Genomic DNA, 17,162 nt, shown 5'->3' with positions numbered 1-17,162 from the left:
GGTGCGTTAGCCTTTGGCGTAACGCAACCTACCAAAACACTAAAGGAGTTAGGAATAAATAACTCCTAACTCTTGTACAGACGCGATTAATCGCGTCTCTAATTTTTACACCCCACAACTCATCTCGCCGGCTTTTTGACTAAAGCGGTGGTTCTCTCGATAATCTACGGGACAATCTATGACGGTGGGTACATCTTGAGCGAGGGCTTCTTTCAGAGTGGGAATCAAATCTAAAGCTGATTCAACTCGGTAGCCTTTTAAACCCATACTTTCGGCAAATTTGACAAAATCAGGATTGCTAAAATGCACAAAAGCGGAGTTTCCTTTGCCAAATTGATTTTCTTGCTTCCACTCAATTAACCCATAGCCACCATCATTAAAAATTATGGTGACAAAGGGCGTACCAACACGCAAGGCTGTTTCTAATTCCTGAGAATTCATCATAAAGCCGCCATCGCCTGTGACAGCAACGACTTTGCGCTTAGGATGAACGAGTTTTGCTGCTAAAGCGCCAGGAATAGCAATACCCATAGCCGCGAAGCCGTTGGAAATTATGCAAGTATTAGGGCTATGGCAATGATAATGACGCGCCATCCACATTTTATGTGCGCCAACATCAGAGATGACGATATCATCTGGCCCCATCACTTGCCGTAAGTCATAAATTAACTTTTGTGGCTTAATAGGAAATCCGTCATCATGGGCGTACTGTTCGTAATCAGCGCGAATCTCTGATCTTAAGCTAATAGCAAAGGGATCGGGTTTACCTTGTCTGTCTGCTAATTTTAAAATTTCATAGAGGGAATCGGAAATATCTCCCACTACTTCGGCGTTAGGAATATAGCTACTATCAATCTCCGCCGGACTTACCCCAATATGCACAATGGGAATTTCACCATTACGATTCCATTTCTTCGGGGAAAATTCAATCAAATCATAGCCGATGGCAATTACTAAATCGGTGTTATCAAACCCACAGGTAATAAAATCTCTTTGCTGTAATCCCACTGACCACAATGCTAATTGATGTGTGTAGGGAATCACGCCTTTACCCATGAAGGTATTAGCAACAGGTATATTTAGCAAGGTAGCAAATTGTGTTACTGCATCACTGGCATGAGCGCGAATTGCCCCATTTCCAACTAAGATTAATGGGTTAACTGCTTGGGAAATTGCGGCGGCTGCTGCCCGAATGCTAGCAAAAGATGCATAGGTTTTTTCGCTATTATCCTTACGTAAAGGTTTGCCTTCGACGGGCATGGCAGCAATATTTTCTGGCAAATCGATGTGAACTGCACCAGGTTTTTCGGATTGCGATCGCTTAAATGCTTTCCGCACTACTTCGGGTGTAATACTCGGTCGCACAATCTGCTTATTCCACTTGGTAACAGGTGCAAACATTGCCACCAAATCTAAATACTGATGGGATTCAATGTGCATTCTATCTGTTCCCACTTGACCGGTAATCGCCACTAAGGGCGCACCATCGAGGTTAGCATCTGCTACCCCAGTCATCAAATTGGTTGCCCCAGGGCCAAGAGTAGAAAGACACACTCCAGCTTTTCCTGTTAGGCGTCCATAAACATCGGCCATGAATGCTGCACCCTGTTCATGACGAGTTGTAATAAATTTAATCGAAGAATGTTTTAACGCTTCCAAAACGTGCAGGTTTTCTTCGCCAGGGAGTCCAAAAATATATTGCACTCCTTCATTTTCTAGGCACTGCACCAATAATTCTGCTGTATTCATTTTATTTCCTAACTATTTATTTAGTCATTTGTCCTTCGTCATTAGTCATTAGTCATTTTTTTGGCTAATGACCAATGACTAATGACTAATCATTTAACCCACACGGTTTTCACGTTGACAAACTCATGTATACCCTGGATACTCAATTCTCTGCCATATCCAGAACGCTTGATGCCACCAAAGGGCAACCGAGGATCAGATTTGACCATACTGTTGATAAACACGGCACCGGCTTCGATTTCCTCAACTAAGCGATCGCTCTCTTGGTCGTTGGTTGTCCAAGCACTTGCACCTAATCCAAAGGGGCTGTCATTAGCGAGTTTAATGGCAGCATCGATATCAGGAACCCGGAATAACAAGGCTACCGGCCCAAAAAATTCTTCTTTGGCAATTGGTGCCTCAGGCGGGATATCTATGATAATCGTTGGCGGATAAAAGTTACCGGGACGATCTGATAAAGGATGTCCACCAATGAGGACTTTACCACCGCTTTTTGTGGCAGCTTGCACTTGTTGATCTAAATCCTGGAGAATACCAGGTGTCGCCAGTGGGCCTAAATCGGTATCTGGTTCCATAGGATCGCCTACTTTTAGCGCCTCGAATTTTTCTAAAAGCAATTTTTCAAATTTGTCTGCGATCGCCTCTGCGATAATAAAACGTTTCGCTGCAATACATGATTGCCCGTTATTCAACATCCGCGCTGTAGTAGCTGTGACAACTGCTGTCTCTAAGTCAGCACTTTCTAACACAATGAATGGGTCACTTCCTCCTAATTCCAAAACGGTTTTTTTAATTTGTTTGCCGGCGGCGACGGCGAGGGATATCCCTGCTGGTTCGCTTCCTGTCAAGGTGGCAGCTTTTACGCGGTCATCAGCAATTAAATCGGCAACTTTGGCAGCGCCTATTAATAGGGTTTGAAAAGCACCTTCAGGAAAACCTGCCCGTCGGATAATCTCTTCAATTGCCAAGGCGCACTGCGGCACATTGGAAGCGTGTTTGAGTAAGCCGACATTCCCCGCCATCAGTGCGGGTGCAGCAAAGCGGAACACTTGCCAAAAAGGGAAATTCCACGGCATCACCGCGAGAATCGCACCCATTGGTTGATAACGCACAAAACTTTGGCTGGCATCCGTTTTTACACTGGTATCAGCGAGAAAACTAGGGGCGTGTTCGGCATAATAGCGACAGACGACGGCGCATTTTTCAACTTCCGCGATCGCAGCTTTAAATGGTTTACCCATTTCCAGAGTCATTAACTTAGCAAATTCTGCTTTGTCTTGCTCTAAAATATCAGCAGCTTTTTGAAGAGCGTGCGATCGCGTCAAAAAACTAGTCTGACGATACTGTTCAAAAGTCTGATTGGCTAAATCGAGTTTAGTGTTAATTTCTACATCATTGAGTGGCTCAAAGGTTTGAAAAGTCTCCCCAGTGGCGGGATTAATGGTGGCGATCGCCATTACCTGACCTCCCGTTAAAAAATAGCTTGAAGTTGGCTTCCTAATGTTATACATATAAATTGAGGAAGCTACCATCCAAATTCTAGTCTTTTAGCCAAAAATTAGCTGCTGAATATTACGATCTCGCAATTTTAATTGAATCAAAGTATACCAATCAGTAAGTATTAATATTGATGAATTAAATCCAAGTAAAGTTGCTGTAATTTGCACAATTGAGGAATCAAGCTATGACTCAAGTCTTAGGCAAAGTAGTTACATTCGATGAATTCGTTGCTAAATATCCAGATAACACAGGACAACGTTACGAACTATATGATGGAGTAATAATTGAGATACCCCAACCAACAGGCGACCATGAAGAGATTGTTGTATTTTTATCGACAAAAATCACTTTAGAATATAGTCGCCTCGGATTGCGGTATGGTATACCAAAAACAGTATTAGTTAAACCACTTGAAAACGAATCAGCTTACTCGCCAGATTTGCTGCTCCTAAATCTTACTAATTTAGTTAATGAATCTTTGTGGAAAAAAGAATCAACTGTTACTCAAGCAGCATCAATTCCTTTAGTAATTGAGGTGGTAAGTACAAACTGGCGTAATGATTATCTGAAAAAATACGCTGACTATGTTCGCGTAGCGTCTCGAAGAGAAGAAATGGCAATTCCTGAATACTGGATTGTCGATTATGGTGCATTGGGCGGTAGAGAATTTATTGGCAAGCCCAAAAAACCTACTCTTTTGGTTTGCTCTTTAGAAGAAGGTGAGTATCGCGTTAGTAAATTTCGAGGAAATGGCCGTATCCAGTCGCCAACTTTTCCAGAGTTAGATTTGACAGCAGAGCAAATTTTTAGTGCTGGCACAGTCAGGTAATAGCTAAAGGTAGATTCTGCATAAAATAAACTTTATCCTTGATGCTGATACAAATTTTATGTAAAGTTGCATAAAAACAATCTTTATCTAGTAATCCAAGCCGCGTAATATCCAACTTGAGTTAATAACTAATAATTGTTGGCACTTGCTGCAAATTTGTCTGATAAATTTTAACTAGTCGCTCAATACCTTTGAAACGATAATCTCCCATTTCCTGAAAGTCTGAGGATTGTGAAAGCATTTTATGAGTAACTTCACTAATCACACATTCACTAGGGGGACAAACTGCTTCCATCCGAGCAGCAAGATTAATCGTCGCGCCTAATGCCGTATAATCCACCCTTTGGGAACTACCGACATCTCCCACCACAGCCTTACCGCTATTAATCGCAATGCGTAATTGTAGCGGTTCGTGCCAAAAACCGTTGGCATTAAGATGTTCAAGACGAGTCAGCATTCCTTTGGCAGCAGCAACAGCGCGATCGGCGTGATCTAGCTGCGGTTCTGGAGCGCCAAAAAATGCCATAATACAATCTCCAATATATTTATCTAAAGTGCCGCCGTAGGTAAACACTTCTTTTAGCATCTCTTCAAATAAATTATTTAATAATTGAGCGATCGCAGTTGGTGTTAACCGTTCAGAAATTGCCGTAAACCCAACCAAATCCGCAAACAAAATACTGATTTCGCTCTCGGTGGGAGCTAAACGACCACCTGGTAATCCGCCTACAGAGATCAACTGCTGTACAACTGCTGGAGAATGATAACGTTCTAATCGGTGACGAATCATCTCTTCAGTTTTGAGTTTCTCTACCAATAGCCAGCGCTGCACACTCGAAGCTACAAGGTTTGCTAAAGCTGAAAAAAAGCTCAATTCTTCCTCGCCTTCATTTGCCCAATGGTAAGAAGAAAAATTGGCATCGGCATACAGTACGCCCACAACTTTATTTTCATCCCATAAAGGCACCGCCATCGCGCTGCGAATGCCTTTGAACAAAATACTCTGTTCACTAGCAAACCGTTCATCCTGATGAGTATCACCGGTTTGAATGACCACTTTTTCGTCAAATACCTTTTGACAGATACTACGACTAATCCAACTACCATCAGAGGAAAGATGTTTCTGTTGGGAAATATTTCTAGTAGCAGCATTCACTAATTCCAACTGGCCGCAACCGTGGACATCGATTAATAATGCCAAGCGATCGATACTATCAAGGTAACGAAAAACTACTTGCTGCACTTGAGAAAAAATCTCTTCTATAGATGCTGCCGCACAAAGATTTTTCGCTATGTCTACTAAGTCTTTGAGACGGGCAATGGTTTTGTCCTTATTGCTGATGTTGCTATCCTTGCTATCAGCTGCAATCCATTGCTGTTGTAATTGTTCGACATTGTGAAGGATTGTTCTTTGCTCATTAATATCCGAAGTTCCAGGATATTCAGGTATAGGTTGGGAAACAAGGCTTGTGAGCAGCACTACCATGCTAACATTGCCCACCAAAACGATATCGCCGTGATGTAACTCTTGGGGATAGTTAACCAGATATTTATTGACTTGTGTCCCGTTTTTGCTGCCCAGATCCTCAATAGTCCACACACCATCAGCCGTTTTTAGCAGGCGAGCATGGTTGCGGGATATTCCAGCAAAAGGTAGATATAAGTTACATTCCGGCAAACGACCAATTGTAAAGACATCTTGATCAACTGCGATCGTTGTCTCCGTATCTCCCTCTTGTAGGCGTAGCGTGAGTTCAGTCATGAGTGTGATATGATCCATCGAAGCTAGAGGTCAAGCAACTCTAAGGTAAGTTATACCCTACAAGTTAACCTTCACCTTTTCTTTATGACACCGTTAACTGCATCCGACAACTATGGGTGACGGATATTACATTATTTCATTTCACGGAATTTTAGATTTTAAATTTTGGATAATGGAATTGAAGATTCAAAATCCGTCTTGGAAAGTTTGCTCAAGTCAAGCCACTCCGTTGTGGGGGTTCCCCCCGTTGTCGAAAGTGGCGCAGCCTCTCGTAGAGAAGAGTTACCCCCGAATTTAAACGGGAGAATAAATCTAAAATCCAAAATTAATTGACAGAGCCAATGAATTTAGGTCTGGGGTCAATCTAAAATCTAAAATCCAAAATGGTGTTATTCTTGCTTAATTGGGTGGCAATTCCAAACTCATTTCACCCAACAACCCCTTGCGAAAATCTGTTAAAAGTTGCCTTGCAGCTCGCTCTACATCACCCTTGTAACGATGTTCCGCCAAGGCGTGTAAATAGGTATCTCCGGTGTCGGATAGAGAATCGAGTTGGTAGCGGGACTGTAATGGTTTTTTTGGTAATAAATCTGTGGCTACAGCTTCTAAATAGTTGAGTAAATCCACTAGGGCTGCTGCTACTAGCTGATTATCATAAGATGCTTCACCGATATCATCACAAATAGCTAATTTTAATGCTGCGTCTTGGTCTTCTAATCTGAGAGGGATGACACCAGGAGCATCTAGCAATTCCAAATAGTCGGAAATTCGCACCCAGCGTAGTTGGCGAGTTACTCCAGGGCGGGCTGCACTTTCCACTACTCGCCGTCCCAACAGGCGGTTAATCAAGGCTGATTTACCGACATTGGGAAAACCAATTACCACAGCCCGCACTGGACGGGGTAACATCCCGCGATCGCTTCTTCTTTGATTGAGTTCTACTCCAGCCGCTTGCGCTGCCCGCGCCACTTCTGCTATACCTTTACCATGTTGAGCATTGGTAAAATAAGGGACTTCTCCTTGACGTTTAAACCAATCTATCCACAGCGATCGCATTTGCGGCGTAATCATATCTACTCGGTTAAGTATCAACACCCGTGCCTTACCCTCCACCCACTCCGCAATTTGCGGATGGTGAGTCGCTAAGGGAATCCGCGCGTCTCTGACTTCAAACACCACATCTACACGCTTTAGCTGTTCTTTGAGCTTCCTTTCAGCTTTAGCAATGTGACCTGGATACCATTGAATCAGGTTTAATCTATAGTTTTGAGTTATGGCCATTTTTTATTATTAACTATCAATTACTAATTAGGGATTGGGGATTGGGGACTGGGGACTGGGGACTTGTACTGAGCGACTTGTGCCGAGCGAAGCCGAGGTAAGCCGAAGTATTGGGGATTGGGGATTGGGGATTGGGGACTGGGAAAATAATAACTCCTAACTCCTAACTCCTAACTCCTAACTCCTAACTCCTAACTCCTAACTCCTAACTCTCTTCGGCTTGATGTAAAATCAGACGATTGCTATCAGGGTCATAGGCATAAATTTCTCTGCCGTGGGAAGCAATGAAAATATTTCCTGGCGGGGGATAGCCCAAAGCAGTTAGGTGAGCGATCGCATCTTCCAAGTTACTCACCTCTAAACACAAACTTATCTTACTTTTGGCATACACAGAAAGCGGGTTGTCGTTAGACATCGCTTCAAATTCAGATTCCTTTGTGTTCTTTGGTTTAAAAATACCTAATCGCATACTAACTAGATTAAACTCAGCATAGACATTGGGAATCCAAATAACTGGCTTTTGCTCCAGCAATTGAATGTAGAAATTCACTAACTTCTCAAAATTCACCGATGCTATAGTGACAAATGCGTTAGTGTACTGAAAAACCATATTTGCCTATTGCCCTTTGAATTTTTAGCATACATAGCATAGGCTGGTGAGATGTCAAACTTACAGAAATTTTATTTTATATCACGTCCGGGTAATTAGTTATGATTCCCATAGTTATTGCCCCCCACACGCCAGTAATCTAAAATCTAAAATCCAAAATTGAGCGATCTATGTATGAGGGAACCAAATAAAAATTTTGAAACCTTGCTCACCAAAGAAGCTCCGCCAGTTGTTGAACGTATGGGGCTAACCTGGCTAGTTGCAGCTGCGATCGCAACTGCTTTACTGTGGCAAGTACCAGGAGGTGATTATATTTTATACCCATTCACGATCCTGGCAACCTGGTTTCATGAAATGGGTCACGGCTTAATGGCACTCCTATTCGGGGGAAAGTTTCAGAAATTAGAGATTTTCAGCAATGGTTCCGGTGTCGCAACTTATGGCATCCAGTCGTCATTAGGGCCAATTGTCCCAGCAATCATCGCCGCAGCCGGGCCAATGGGGCCGCCTCTTGCCGGTGCAGCTTTGATTCTGGCTTCCCGCAGTTTTACAGCAGCAACCCTCTGTTTAAAAATATTAGGGAGTTTTTTGCTATTTTCCACATTAATTTGGGTACGTTCCTGGTTTGGATTAGTGGCAATTCCCTTACTGGGTTTAATCATCTTGGGTATTGCCCTAAAAGCACCTCGCTGGGCGCAAGGGTTTGTCATTCAATTTTTGGGTGTACAAGCTTGTGTAAGTACGTACCATCAACTTGATTATTTATTTAGTACTTCTGCTGGTTCCCTTGGACTCTCTGATACAGCGCAAATGCAGAGGTATTTGCTTTTACCTTACTGGTTTTGGGGTGGGTTAATGGCGATCGCATCTCTGGTGATTTTAGTCCAAAGTCTCCGCCTTGCCTATCGCTCGGAGTGATGAGTAAAAAGCACCATCAAAAGGCGATTGAATCTTTAGCTAAAAGAATTACTGAACATCAAGAAAAGATTAGACTGGAATTAGAGAAAAGTTTTCCTGACGAAGGTTTAATTAAGCATTGGGAAAAAGAGATTCGTGCTTTTGGCAAAGCAATCCAACAAGCGCGTAAAAAATTGGGACAATAAATATGCAGATTAGCGATCGCCCTCTTGCAGTTACCAATTCAACCCTCAGTACCTTGATTGATGAATTAGGTACAGAGTGCCTGAAAGTACAAGCTTTAGTTAACCAGTTACAGTTAACTAGTCTAACTGCTAACCAACAAGCTGAAATTCTAGCAGAACTCCTAGCTGCTGCGGTTCATCTGCATAATCATTGTGACGAAGATTTTCAGACGCTAATTAGTGAGGAAATGGAAAATTTGCCTGATGAGGAGGATTAAAGAAGAATTCGGAAGTCAGAATTCAGGAGTGGAGCCGGAGACGCTCCGCCTGCGTTCAGAATCAAGAGCGTTTATCAGTATAATAGCCTGGATATTGTTAAAAAAATCGCTGCTAATAACTCTTTCCTTAGTTAGCGTCCTTCTCGGTTCCATACCCTAACCATGTCCACCCAACCCACAATTCAAAGCATATACACCGATGGTGCTTGCACCGGTAATCCTGGCCCTGGCGGTTGGGGTGTAGTCGTCTACTTCAGCGATGGCTCAATCCATGAAATGGGCGATGCATCTCCTCATACCACTAATAATAAAATGGAAATGCAAGCGGCGATCGCTGCCTTACAATTCCTGCAAACATCTCAACAAACCCAAGCCATCACCCTTCATACAGATAGCGAATACCTGATTAACTGCGTTACCAAATGGGTGAAAGGCTGGAAAAACAAAGGCTGGAAAAAGTCAGATGGTAAACCCGTCCAAAACCAAGACCTTTTAGAAATCTTGGATGAACTCAATACCCAACAGGTAAAATGGCAACACGTCCGGGGACATTCTGGTAACATAGGTAACGAACGTTGTGATGCGATCGCTCGCACATATAGCAGTGGCAAAACGCCTTCCCTACAACAATTATCTTCTACAGATTTTTACAAATCTTTACCTTCCCCAAATGAAGTAAATGTAGCAAAAGTAGCTGATTCTGAAAAAAACTCTAGAATAACTAACCAAAGTATACAAAAAGTCAGTACTTCTGCACCAGAAATAACTTTTATGGAACCATCAACTGGGCCAACTGCGACCGCAACCGATGAAAAACCCCCAGAAATGAGGGTTTTGCAACTCCGCAGCTTGGTCGAAACTCTGCGTATCGCTGACGAAATTTCTGAAAAAGGCTACTTAATCACCAGTTCTGAGTTAGCAGACTTGATGGATGTCCACGCCAGCGCTGTTACCAGTCGAGGAGATCAATGGCGCTGGCGAAACTGGATAGTGTCACGGGTACGCCGTGAAGGAAATCAAATTCTTTGGGAACTGGAACGCGGGGATCAAGTAGGAGGGGAAGAGGAATAAGGAGTTATGAGTTGTAAGTTATGAGTTAGGAGTTATGAATTTTTAACTCCCAACTCCAAGAAATAAATTATCCAATCTTGTGGGGTGGGCAACATGAGCGCCTTATGACTTGGGCGGGCGAGACGCCCACCCCACAAGAGTTAGTTGGATGTTTTTTTTATTTGTAAGTCCCAAACTCCAAACTCCTAACTATATTTGCGTCCTCGCCACTCGCGCGGGGTGTGGAATGCAGATAAGAAGATTCTCAGCACGGCTAAGGGATCAGCCAAAGGGGAAAGCCAGAACAACCAGCCCCCTTTAGCGCTTGTGCGATCATAGGAAGGTGCGATCGCAATCAGCATAGCAAAGCGAATCACCAGCAGAAATAAATTCAGTCCCAGCAACAGCAGTGGGGGAGTAGGCGAGTCTGATAGTGGGGGAGAAATCAACAAAAAAGTGAAGACAATTAAAAGGGGTAAACCCTGAACACACGTGAGTAGCCATAAATCCCCCCACAACTGAGAACGAGAAGTTGCATCTTTGAGATCGAGACTCCGCCCCCATTCCTTCCACGTCTCCATCGCCCCTTCATACATCCTTACCTTCAACACCTTTGCACCGTCTAAAAAGCCAACCTTATACCCTTGAATCGCAATATTCCGAGCCAAGGTGACATCATCACAAAAAGAACTCCTTGCACTGCTATAACCACCCACAGCAGCTAAAACGGAGCGACGACACAAAAAACACTGCCCATTTGCCATCACCCGTTCTGGCTGATCTGTATTGATCCCGGCTGGGTCAAATCGGTAAAGTAGAGTCATCAATAAAGCCGGTTGTAGCCAGCACTCCCCAGGATATTTGAGAATGAATTGGGGTGAAAGGGAAACAAGATCATAACCTTGTGCTTCAGCCGTCTTCACCAAACCAGCAACTAAACCAGGATGTGGTTCGATATCAGCATCCAGCCCCAGAAACCACTGACTACCCTCTGAACTATATAGAAAACCGTTATGTAACGCCCAAGGACGTCCCACCCAACTAGGGGGCAAGGGATCATCTGTCATCAGACGAAAGCGCGGATCTTTCTGCTGTGAAGCTTTTACTAAATCGGGGGTGCCATCACTAGACTTGCTATCTACAACCATAATTTCCCGAACTTCATAGCTTTGCTGACTTAAACCAGCCAACAGAGGGCTAATGCGAAGCGCCTCGTTCAGTGTGGGAACGACGACGCTAACCTTACCCAAAAGATCCGGTGTCGGCTGTTGGGGTTCTATTGGCGGATGCCGTCTTGGCCCCTTTAACAGGCGTGAAAACAGAATCGCTGTTGCTGGTAATTGGATAAGTAGCAATAAAAGAGAGATGGCGCTTTCTACAATCAAAGTCATTGGGAATGGGGCATTGGGCATGGGGCATTGGGCATGGGGCATTGGGCAGTTGTACTGAGCCTACCCCTTCGGGGAAGCAAGCTACGCGTAGCGTCTCGTAGAGAAGCCGAAGTATTGGGTATTGGGCATGGGGCATTGGGCATTGGGTGGGTTATTCTCCTAGTTTCCCCAGTCCCCAATACTTCGGCTTACCTCGGCTTCGCTCGGCACAAGTCGCTCAGTACAAGTCCCCAGTCCCCAATACTATTTCAAGGCAACTTCAACCTTTGCTACTAATACTTCTTTGCTTACTGGTTCAACAGTAACTTGAGCAGGTGTGGTTGAACTCCTTAACCACAGCGCCACAGCCGGAGTCACACCTAGCAATAAGCCGAGCAACACAGGGACAGAGAACCCAGCAGCCAAGCTGAGTCCGGCGGCGAATGCAAAATTAGTTAAATAAACGACTAAGGGCAGATTAAGTTGCGATCGCTCTAATTTAATCGAGGTATTTCTCCACAATAATCCTGCCACACTCATAAACAGAGCGCTAGTACCAAACCAACCTGCATAGTTTTGGTAAGGTGTCCCAAAGAAAGCTCCTGGTTGTTCCCAATACCAGAAGGGCAGAGAAGTTTGACTCATCGCTGGTTCAAGGGCAAAGTCCCAGCAAGTGAAGAGCAAAGCACCAACGGCTATCGCGGCAATATGGCGACCCCAACTGGGTTTTTGAGCCACTTTCAAACCAGTCCTAGCAATTAAGTAAGACGACAGCCCAACATAAAACCAAGATAAAGGAATTGTGAAAGGAACCAACCCCCCAATCTTATAACCCAACCCACTCAAGTAACTATAATCACCAAATGGAAAACCTGTGCTAGTTCCCAGTAGTTCACTCCCCAAAGAGATAAACATCGCCGGTAGCATAAATGCTAGCCAAGTCCCTAATCCCAACGTCCGGTAGGCATAGATAGAGACAGCTATTGTCCCCAAGATGATATCAACTACACCGCCGCCAGCCAGACTTAACTGTATGGCGGTTTCTCCAACCTGTGATAAGTTTAAAATTATTTCCGAATTAGGTACGACCAGTAGCATCCCTACCAGTCCAAAGGCTTTTGACACGATATGACCAATGAGGCATACGCGTTCAGCAATAACAAGTTGTCTCATGATAATTCCTTAACAAGATGTGACACGCGGCTACTCGGCTGCTAATAGTTTACAAATGTTTAACAACATATTTAACTACTTTGTACCGCAATTCTCGACAAACTTGTTTGGCTTACTTGGGAACAGCATAACAGCCTATTGATTGAAGCTATAAGAAATATGATGATAGACTTACTAGTTTAAGCGATATAGTCAGAATCTGCATAATTTCATCTGCAAGAGCTTCTGGTTTTTTGTTTGATTGATACCGACATCGTGAAAAACTCCTTTTATACTGAGATATCGCTGAGAGAGGACAACCATCATCAACTGAGCAAACCCTCAAGCAAAATCAAGTTTTTAGTCACTACACTTAGTTATGGAATAAAACCTTGACCCTGTACTAGGAATACCAACCCATGTCAATTTTGAAAAGAGTTCCTTGGGTGTCCCTGGCGCTAGTACTGCTTAGTTACAGTACTTTGGGCTGGGTAATATCTGAAACACACGCTCCTGAGTTTGTGTGGCTGGCAACTGTAATTGCTATCTTGCTTTTAATCGTAACCTTGACTGCTCCTTGGCCAAAGATGACATATTACTACAGTATTTTGCTTAAATCAAATACTAGGACTTTCGGCGTTGCCGTCTTAGCAGCTTTCTTATTTTTTCTCATGATTGCCTGGTTTCAGGTATTTCTTGATACCTTACTGATCATTTCAGCGACTATATTAGTTAGGATAGACTTTCAAAGAGCAGGTCTTAGGGAAGGGCTAGCTTTTTGCACTGCGTCTATCTTTTCATTGGGAGGTTTAGCTTTGGGTGCGCTAACCTATAACTTAATATATTCTCAAATTCCGCTAACTTTATGAATTATACCCAAAAAAGCTAGCGATGCTTGGGTTGGGCTACGCCAACGCTTCACAACCAATATTGCTTACCCACAACTTCCTTTTTAGCTCAAATTCTCAACTTATTAAAAAAGTCGGGAATTTTGTTCTTCAATACTTGGGTTCAAAATGCAGGCTGTTCAAACAGCAGTAGAGAGAGGAAAAAATCCATGATAAAAATTGACACCCAACTAGTAACAACTGCTTTTGTTGCAGATTCTCCTACTTCTTTTGCTCCCCCTCTAGTAGTTAAACCCCAACTACAGCCAATGACAGCAACCAGTACTCCAAAAATAAACCCTTTTAGCAAAATAATAAACAAATCTGACGGTTCTAAAAAATCTCTGATTGATTCTAAAAATGTTTCAGGAATAATTTGGTAAAACTGTGAGGCGGCAAAAATTCCACCGATGATGCCCGTAACTAAAGCCAAAATCGTCATCAAAGGCACCATCAAGCAACAAGCAATTACTCTAGGAAGTACTAGATAATCAATTGGATCAGTTTTGAGCATATAAAGTGCATCAATTTGTTCGGTGACTCGCATTGCACCTATTTCTGCTGCAAAAGCAGAACCAACTTGTCCCGCCATCACACTAGCGGTCAAAATTGGAGCCAATTCTCGACAAAAAGCTAAGGCAAAAGCACCTCCCACAGCATTGACAGCCCCAAATCGGACTAATTCCCTCGCCGTTTGAATAGTAAAAATCATTCCGGCAAAACCGCTCACAAGGAGAACTGGAGAGATAGAACCTGGTCCAGCCGTCACCAGATGTTGCAGAATCTTGCGATAGTAAGTTTTTCCTTGGAGTAAATGCAGCCACACTTGACCAAAGAGCAGTACTGCTGCAAAACAGCGTAGAATCCAAGATTGCTCAAAATTTGTTTTTGGTTGCAATTTTATCGTCCTTAAGACTGACTTTTTTGCACATATTGTGATATCAATTCTCCAAAATAAGACTACAGATACAAATGGTGGAAACCCAGCCAGATGTAATCTGACTTTCTCAATTACGTAGACGCACAAAGGCGGCTTAACGCAGGATATTACGAATTGGCATTAGGGTATGGTAGCTTTATTTTTGCCGTGGCGCACTAGATATTTACCCTCAAAGTACAGGAGGCCTTTGGGTATGGTTCAACTCAATTTTTTATGAGCAGGATTAAATACATAATTTTTGTGTTTCTATTAATACTGCCTTTATCTGTGGTATATCCGGCTTTTGCATCTGTATGCCGCAATTACGATGACTACGACGGGCTACGCCACCAGATTTGCATTCTCAGCATCAACCGAAGTGCCAAAAATTATTGGGAATACAGGGCAAGAGTTAGTGTAGATGGAGTAAAAAGATCCACCGAAGTTTACAATTGTCGTCAACGAGTCAAGGTTCAAGAAGGTGGGACTATTTTGCCCTTTGAGCAAAAAAGCCCTGGTGAGATGATATGCAGCTTTTTTAATTTTTCTCGGCGGTAAAGACGCGCCAGGTAATGAAGATGGTGAAACCTAGATAGGCTAATACTGTTAGCCATTCTTGCCAGCTACTAAATGCATTGTTCATCAGCAAAAGCCAGAAAATTAATATTTATCAATCCTACAGGCTGATGTTACCAGTCGGTTGGTGTATTTTCAGAGACAAAGGAAGGCTAGTCAAAAATTATTAGCTAATTTTCCGGAATTGATCGCAACTGGGTAGTAGTACATATCAGAGCATCGATATTATACTGAACCTCTATACCTAACCTTCGGGGAATATAGCCCCATTGTTTCCGCTCGAAAGCCCGGTCTTCATGACCGGGTTTTTGATTTTACTTCTATTTTCTGTTTTGTTAACTAGTTCAGTCCTTCATTTAGGCTTCTTATGACTATCATTACATTTTTTACTATCTAAACTGTCTGGGATTTCTGAATCATCTAGATTGTTAGACTTATTAATATCTCCTTGGGACTTGGTTGTGCCAAAAAAATAAACGACTGCAATTTTCACAATATCGAAGTATGCAGGGCGATTGTTCGGATCAGCAATTGCCAAAGAGAGTGAACCTGCTACTAATATCACTAAGATAGGATGAAACTGTTCTTGTACAGAAAAATTGCTGTGTTTTTTTTTCATTATTACTTCCGTCTCCAATTGATAATTTGTTGCCTGAATTTTGTCAAAAGGTTTAGTGTGTTAGATTGGTAAAATTTTCTAGCACATTCTCAATACTATTAGGTATGATTAGAGACGAAGCTTTTCACGGCTCTAAAAATATTCACAAAGTAATTCAGACTTTCACCTAGCAGCTATATTGTTCATTTAGAGTGAGCGAGGATATTAGTTGAAAATGGTGCAAAATGTGAAAGCCGAATATTCTTTGTGAGGTTTTAACGAACAGATTCAAAAATTACTGTCGTCAAGATTAAGCAAAGAAGAAGAAGTCCACACCGGAAAATGACCCAATATAAAACAAAGGGTAGTAGACTCATCGCAATATGTGAGCTTCCGAAAATAGCTGACATAACGTAAGCGATCGCTAGACCAAATAATCCCAGCGCAAAATATTTAAGAAACCGGGAAGTCAAACGAAATAAAAAGCTGTGACGATTCGCATCCATATTTTCCTCCTGATAAATTAATAAAAAACAACAGGGTTGACGTGGCACTTTTTAGCACCATATCAACCCTGCTGTAGTCTTTTTCTAGACTCTCTTGGGCTGGAAAACTATTCACTTGTTAACCTCAATAACGAAAACAATTTTCTACTGTTTCTCTAAAGCTTGAGGTGAAATCAGTGGCTTTTGGTAATTACTGAGAATAATCAACAAAAAACAACCAAAATTAGTCAATATCCAACAATTCAGATACCATCCAGCCAAATATCGGCGCGGGATTTCCCTTCTTGCATTTAGAAAAGTCTAGGCTGAGTAGTCCAAACCCATTCTTTAACAATCCCCTCAATCCCACTCGAAAGCGATCGCAATAGATAGATACCTGACTTTGCGTATCTGTTGGTAACTCCTCTAAATAGCTATTCAGATCCGCATGAACGCAACGAAAAGAACCTCGAAAAGAGATGACACGCACTTCAAACTCATCGGTTCCGATCTTGCGGATACTCACTTCAATCATTCCATCCTTGCAAGTGTGACAAGCAAGAATATCTTTCTCAAGTAAGTCAAATAATTCCTGAGCAGAATTTGAAACGTCAGGTGTTGGCATAGTGTGGGGTACCTCAGTGCTAGTTACTTCAGCTATCCTCGCGATTCACACCTAATTTGTTATCGATTCTACATTTACTTTATTAATTTTGTCAATAAGTTGATAGGTAGAAATTGACAACTTGATAATTTACAGTATAGTTTTAACTATGCTTTGAAACATTACAGGGGCATACAAATTGGGTGCAGGCTGTTAGTTTAAGCAAAAGTGTCACTATATTTGACCTGACTTTTCACGTCATGTGGAAAAGCTAACGATTGACCTAACCCCCTAGCCCCCTTCCCGAAACGGGAAGGGGGAAAATTCAAAGTCTCGGCTCTTCAGTACTTGTTATGCTAAACTAATAATTAAAATGCCAATTCAATAAGCATCTTACTCTAAAATTATTAAAGTTTCTGAACCCATAAGC

The 17,162-nt window shown here is 42.6% G+C and carries 18 protein-coding genes; 8 read left to right on the top strand and 10 right to left on the bottom strand.

All coding sequences use genetic code 11. From position 1 onward, the window contains the following. Positions 1-105: 105 nt before the first annotated feature. The gene (locus V7K50_RS00740; RefSeq protein WP_334956307.1) at positions 106-1,749 is read right to left on the bottom strand and encodes an acetolactate synthase large subunit; all 1,644 of its coding nucleotides are present in this window, start codon (positions 1,747-1,749) and stop codon (positions 106-108) included. A gap of 89 nt (positions 1,750-1,838) precedes the next feature. Beyond that, positions 1,839-3,206 (bottom strand): NAD-dependent succinate-semialdehyde dehydrogenase, encoded by a 1,368-nt coding sequence (locus V7K50_RS00735; RefSeq protein WP_334956391.1) that lies wholly within the window; start codon positions 3,204-3,206, stop codon positions 1,839-1,841. Positions 3,207-3,433: 227 nt separating this feature from the next. Between V7K50_RS00735 and V7K50_RS00730 the strand changes: the two genes are divergently transcribed. Further along, a complete protein-coding gene (locus tag V7K50_RS00730) occupies positions 3,434-4,078 on the top strand; it encodes a Uma2 family endonuclease (RefSeq protein WP_334956305.1) in 645 nt (214 codons plus the stop codon). A 121-nt stretch (positions 4,079-4,199) separates the two neighbouring features. On the opposite strand, the gene V7K50_RS00725 is transcribed toward V7K50_RS00730, so the two are convergent. From V7K50_RS00725 to V7K50_RS00715, 3 genes are all read right to left on the bottom strand, one after another. After that, complete coding sequence (locus tag V7K50_RS00725; RefSeq protein WP_334956303.1) at positions 4,200-5,840, bottom strand: adenylate/guanylate cyclase domain-containing protein; 1,641 nt, start codon at positions 5,838-5,840, stop codon at positions 4,200-4,202. Between the two features lie 399 nt (positions 5,841-6,239). Next, positions 6,240-7,121, bottom strand: coding sequence for a ribosome biogenesis GTPase YlqF (ylqF, locus tag V7K50_RS00720; protein WP_334956301.1), 882 nt, complete (start codon positions 7,119-7,121; stop codon positions 6,240-6,242). Between the two features lie 205 nt (positions 7,122-7,326). After that, positions 7,327-7,731, bottom strand: a complete 405-nt coding sequence (locus V7K50_RS00715; RefSeq protein ID WP_334956299.1) for a VOC family protein — start codon at positions 7,729-7,731, stop codon at positions 7,327-7,329. A 174-nt stretch (positions 7,732-7,905) separates the two neighbouring features. Here V7K50_RS00715 and V7K50_RS00710 point away from each other — a divergent pair, with 174 nt between their 5' ends. The 4 genes from V7K50_RS00710 (at position 7,906) to rnhA (ending at position 10,162) form a co-directional block, all read left to right on the top strand. Further along, positions 7,906-8,649 carry a M50 family metallopeptidase gene (locus V7K50_RS00710; protein ID WP_334956297.1) on the top strand — a complete coding sequence of 248 codons (744 nt, stop codon included), beginning with the start codon at positions 7,906-7,908 and terminating at the stop codon, positions 8,647-8,649. Beyond that, complete coding sequence (locus V7K50_RS00705) at positions 8,649-8,834, top strand: hypothetical protein (protein ID WP_334956295.1); 186 nt, start codon at positions 8,649-8,651, stop codon at positions 8,832-8,834. The genes V7K50_RS00710 and V7K50_RS00705 overlap by 1 nt, the downstream gene beginning before the upstream one ends. 2 nt (positions 8,835-8,836) lie before the next feature. Beyond that, positions 8,837-9,091 (top strand): hypothetical protein, encoded by a 255-nt coding sequence (locus V7K50_RS00700; protein ID WP_334956293.1) that lies wholly within the window; start codon positions 8,837-8,839, stop codon positions 9,089-9,091. Positions 9,092-9,253: 162 nt separating this feature from the next. Then, positions 9,254-10,162: a ribonuclease HI gene (gene rnhA / locus V7K50_RS00695; protein WP_334956291.1), complete on the top strand. Its 909-nt coding sequence runs from the start codon at positions 9,254-9,256 to the stop codon at positions 10,160-10,162. Between the two features lie 185 nt (positions 10,163-10,347). Here rnhA and cruG read toward each other — a convergent pair whose 3' ends face one another. Continuing rightward, positions 10,348-11,532 (bottom strand): 2'-O-glycosyltransferase CruG, encoded by a 1,185-nt coding sequence (cruG, locus tag V7K50_RS00690; protein WP_334956289.1) that lies wholly within the window; start codon positions 11,530-11,532, stop codon positions 10,348-10,350. Positions 11,533-11,565: 33 nt separating this feature from the next. Between cruG and V7K50_RS00685 the strand changes: the two genes are divergently transcribed. Then, on the top strand, positions 11,566-11,808 hold the full coding sequence (locus tag V7K50_RS00685) for a hypothetical protein (protein WP_334956287.1): 243 nt from the start codon (positions 11,566-11,568) through the stop codon (positions 11,806-11,808). On the opposite strand, the gene cruF is transcribed toward V7K50_RS00685, so the two are convergent. Continuing rightward, positions 11,776-12,684, bottom strand: a complete 909-nt coding sequence (gene cruF / locus V7K50_RS00680) for a gamma-carotene 1'-hydroxylase CruF (protein ID WP_334956285.1) — start codon at positions 12,682-12,684, stop codon at positions 11,776-11,778. The two genes, V7K50_RS00685 and cruF, sit on opposite strands and share 33 nt — an antisense overlap. Before the next feature lie 398 nt (positions 12,685-13,082). Here cruF and V7K50_RS00675 point away from each other — a divergent pair, with 398 nt between their 5' ends. Continuing rightward, positions 13,083-13,532, top strand: coding sequence for a hypothetical protein (locus V7K50_RS00675; protein ID WP_334956283.1), 450 nt, complete (start codon positions 13,083-13,085; stop codon positions 13,530-13,532). 142 nt (positions 13,533-13,674) lie between these two features. Here V7K50_RS00675 and V7K50_RS00670 read toward each other — a convergent pair whose 3' ends face one another. Further along, positions 13,675-14,448: an MlaE family lipid ABC transporter permease subunit gene (locus tag V7K50_RS00670; protein ID WP_334956281.1), complete on the bottom strand. Its 774-nt coding sequence runs from the start codon at positions 14,446-14,448 to the stop codon at positions 13,675-13,677. Positions 14,449-14,703: 255 nt separating this feature from the next. Between V7K50_RS00670 and V7K50_RS00665 the strand changes: the two genes are divergently transcribed. Beyond that, entirely contained in the window at positions 14,704-15,027 is a 324-nt protein-coding gene (locus tag V7K50_RS00665) for a hypothetical protein (protein WP_334956279.1), read from the top strand. A gap of 370 nt (positions 15,028-15,397) precedes the next feature. Here V7K50_RS00665 and V7K50_RS00660 read toward each other — a convergent pair whose 3' ends face one another. Continuing rightward, complete coding sequence (locus V7K50_RS00660) at positions 15,398-15,664, bottom strand: hypothetical protein (RefSeq protein WP_334956277.1); 267 nt, start codon at positions 15,662-15,664, stop codon at positions 15,398-15,400. Positions 15,665-16,372: 708 nt separating this feature from the next. Then, positions 16,373-16,753, bottom strand: coding sequence for a hypothetical protein (locus V7K50_RS00655; protein ID WP_334956275.1), 381 nt, complete (start codon positions 16,751-16,753; stop codon positions 16,373-16,375). Positions 16,754-17,162: the final 409 nt, after the last annotated feature.

The organism is Nostoc sp. (genome assembly GCF_036917135.1).
Classification (GTDB): Bacteria; Cyanobacteriota; Cyanobacteriia; order Cyanobacteriales; family Nostocaceae; genus Nostoc.
This window is presented reverse-complemented; position numbering and strand designations above follow the sequence as displayed.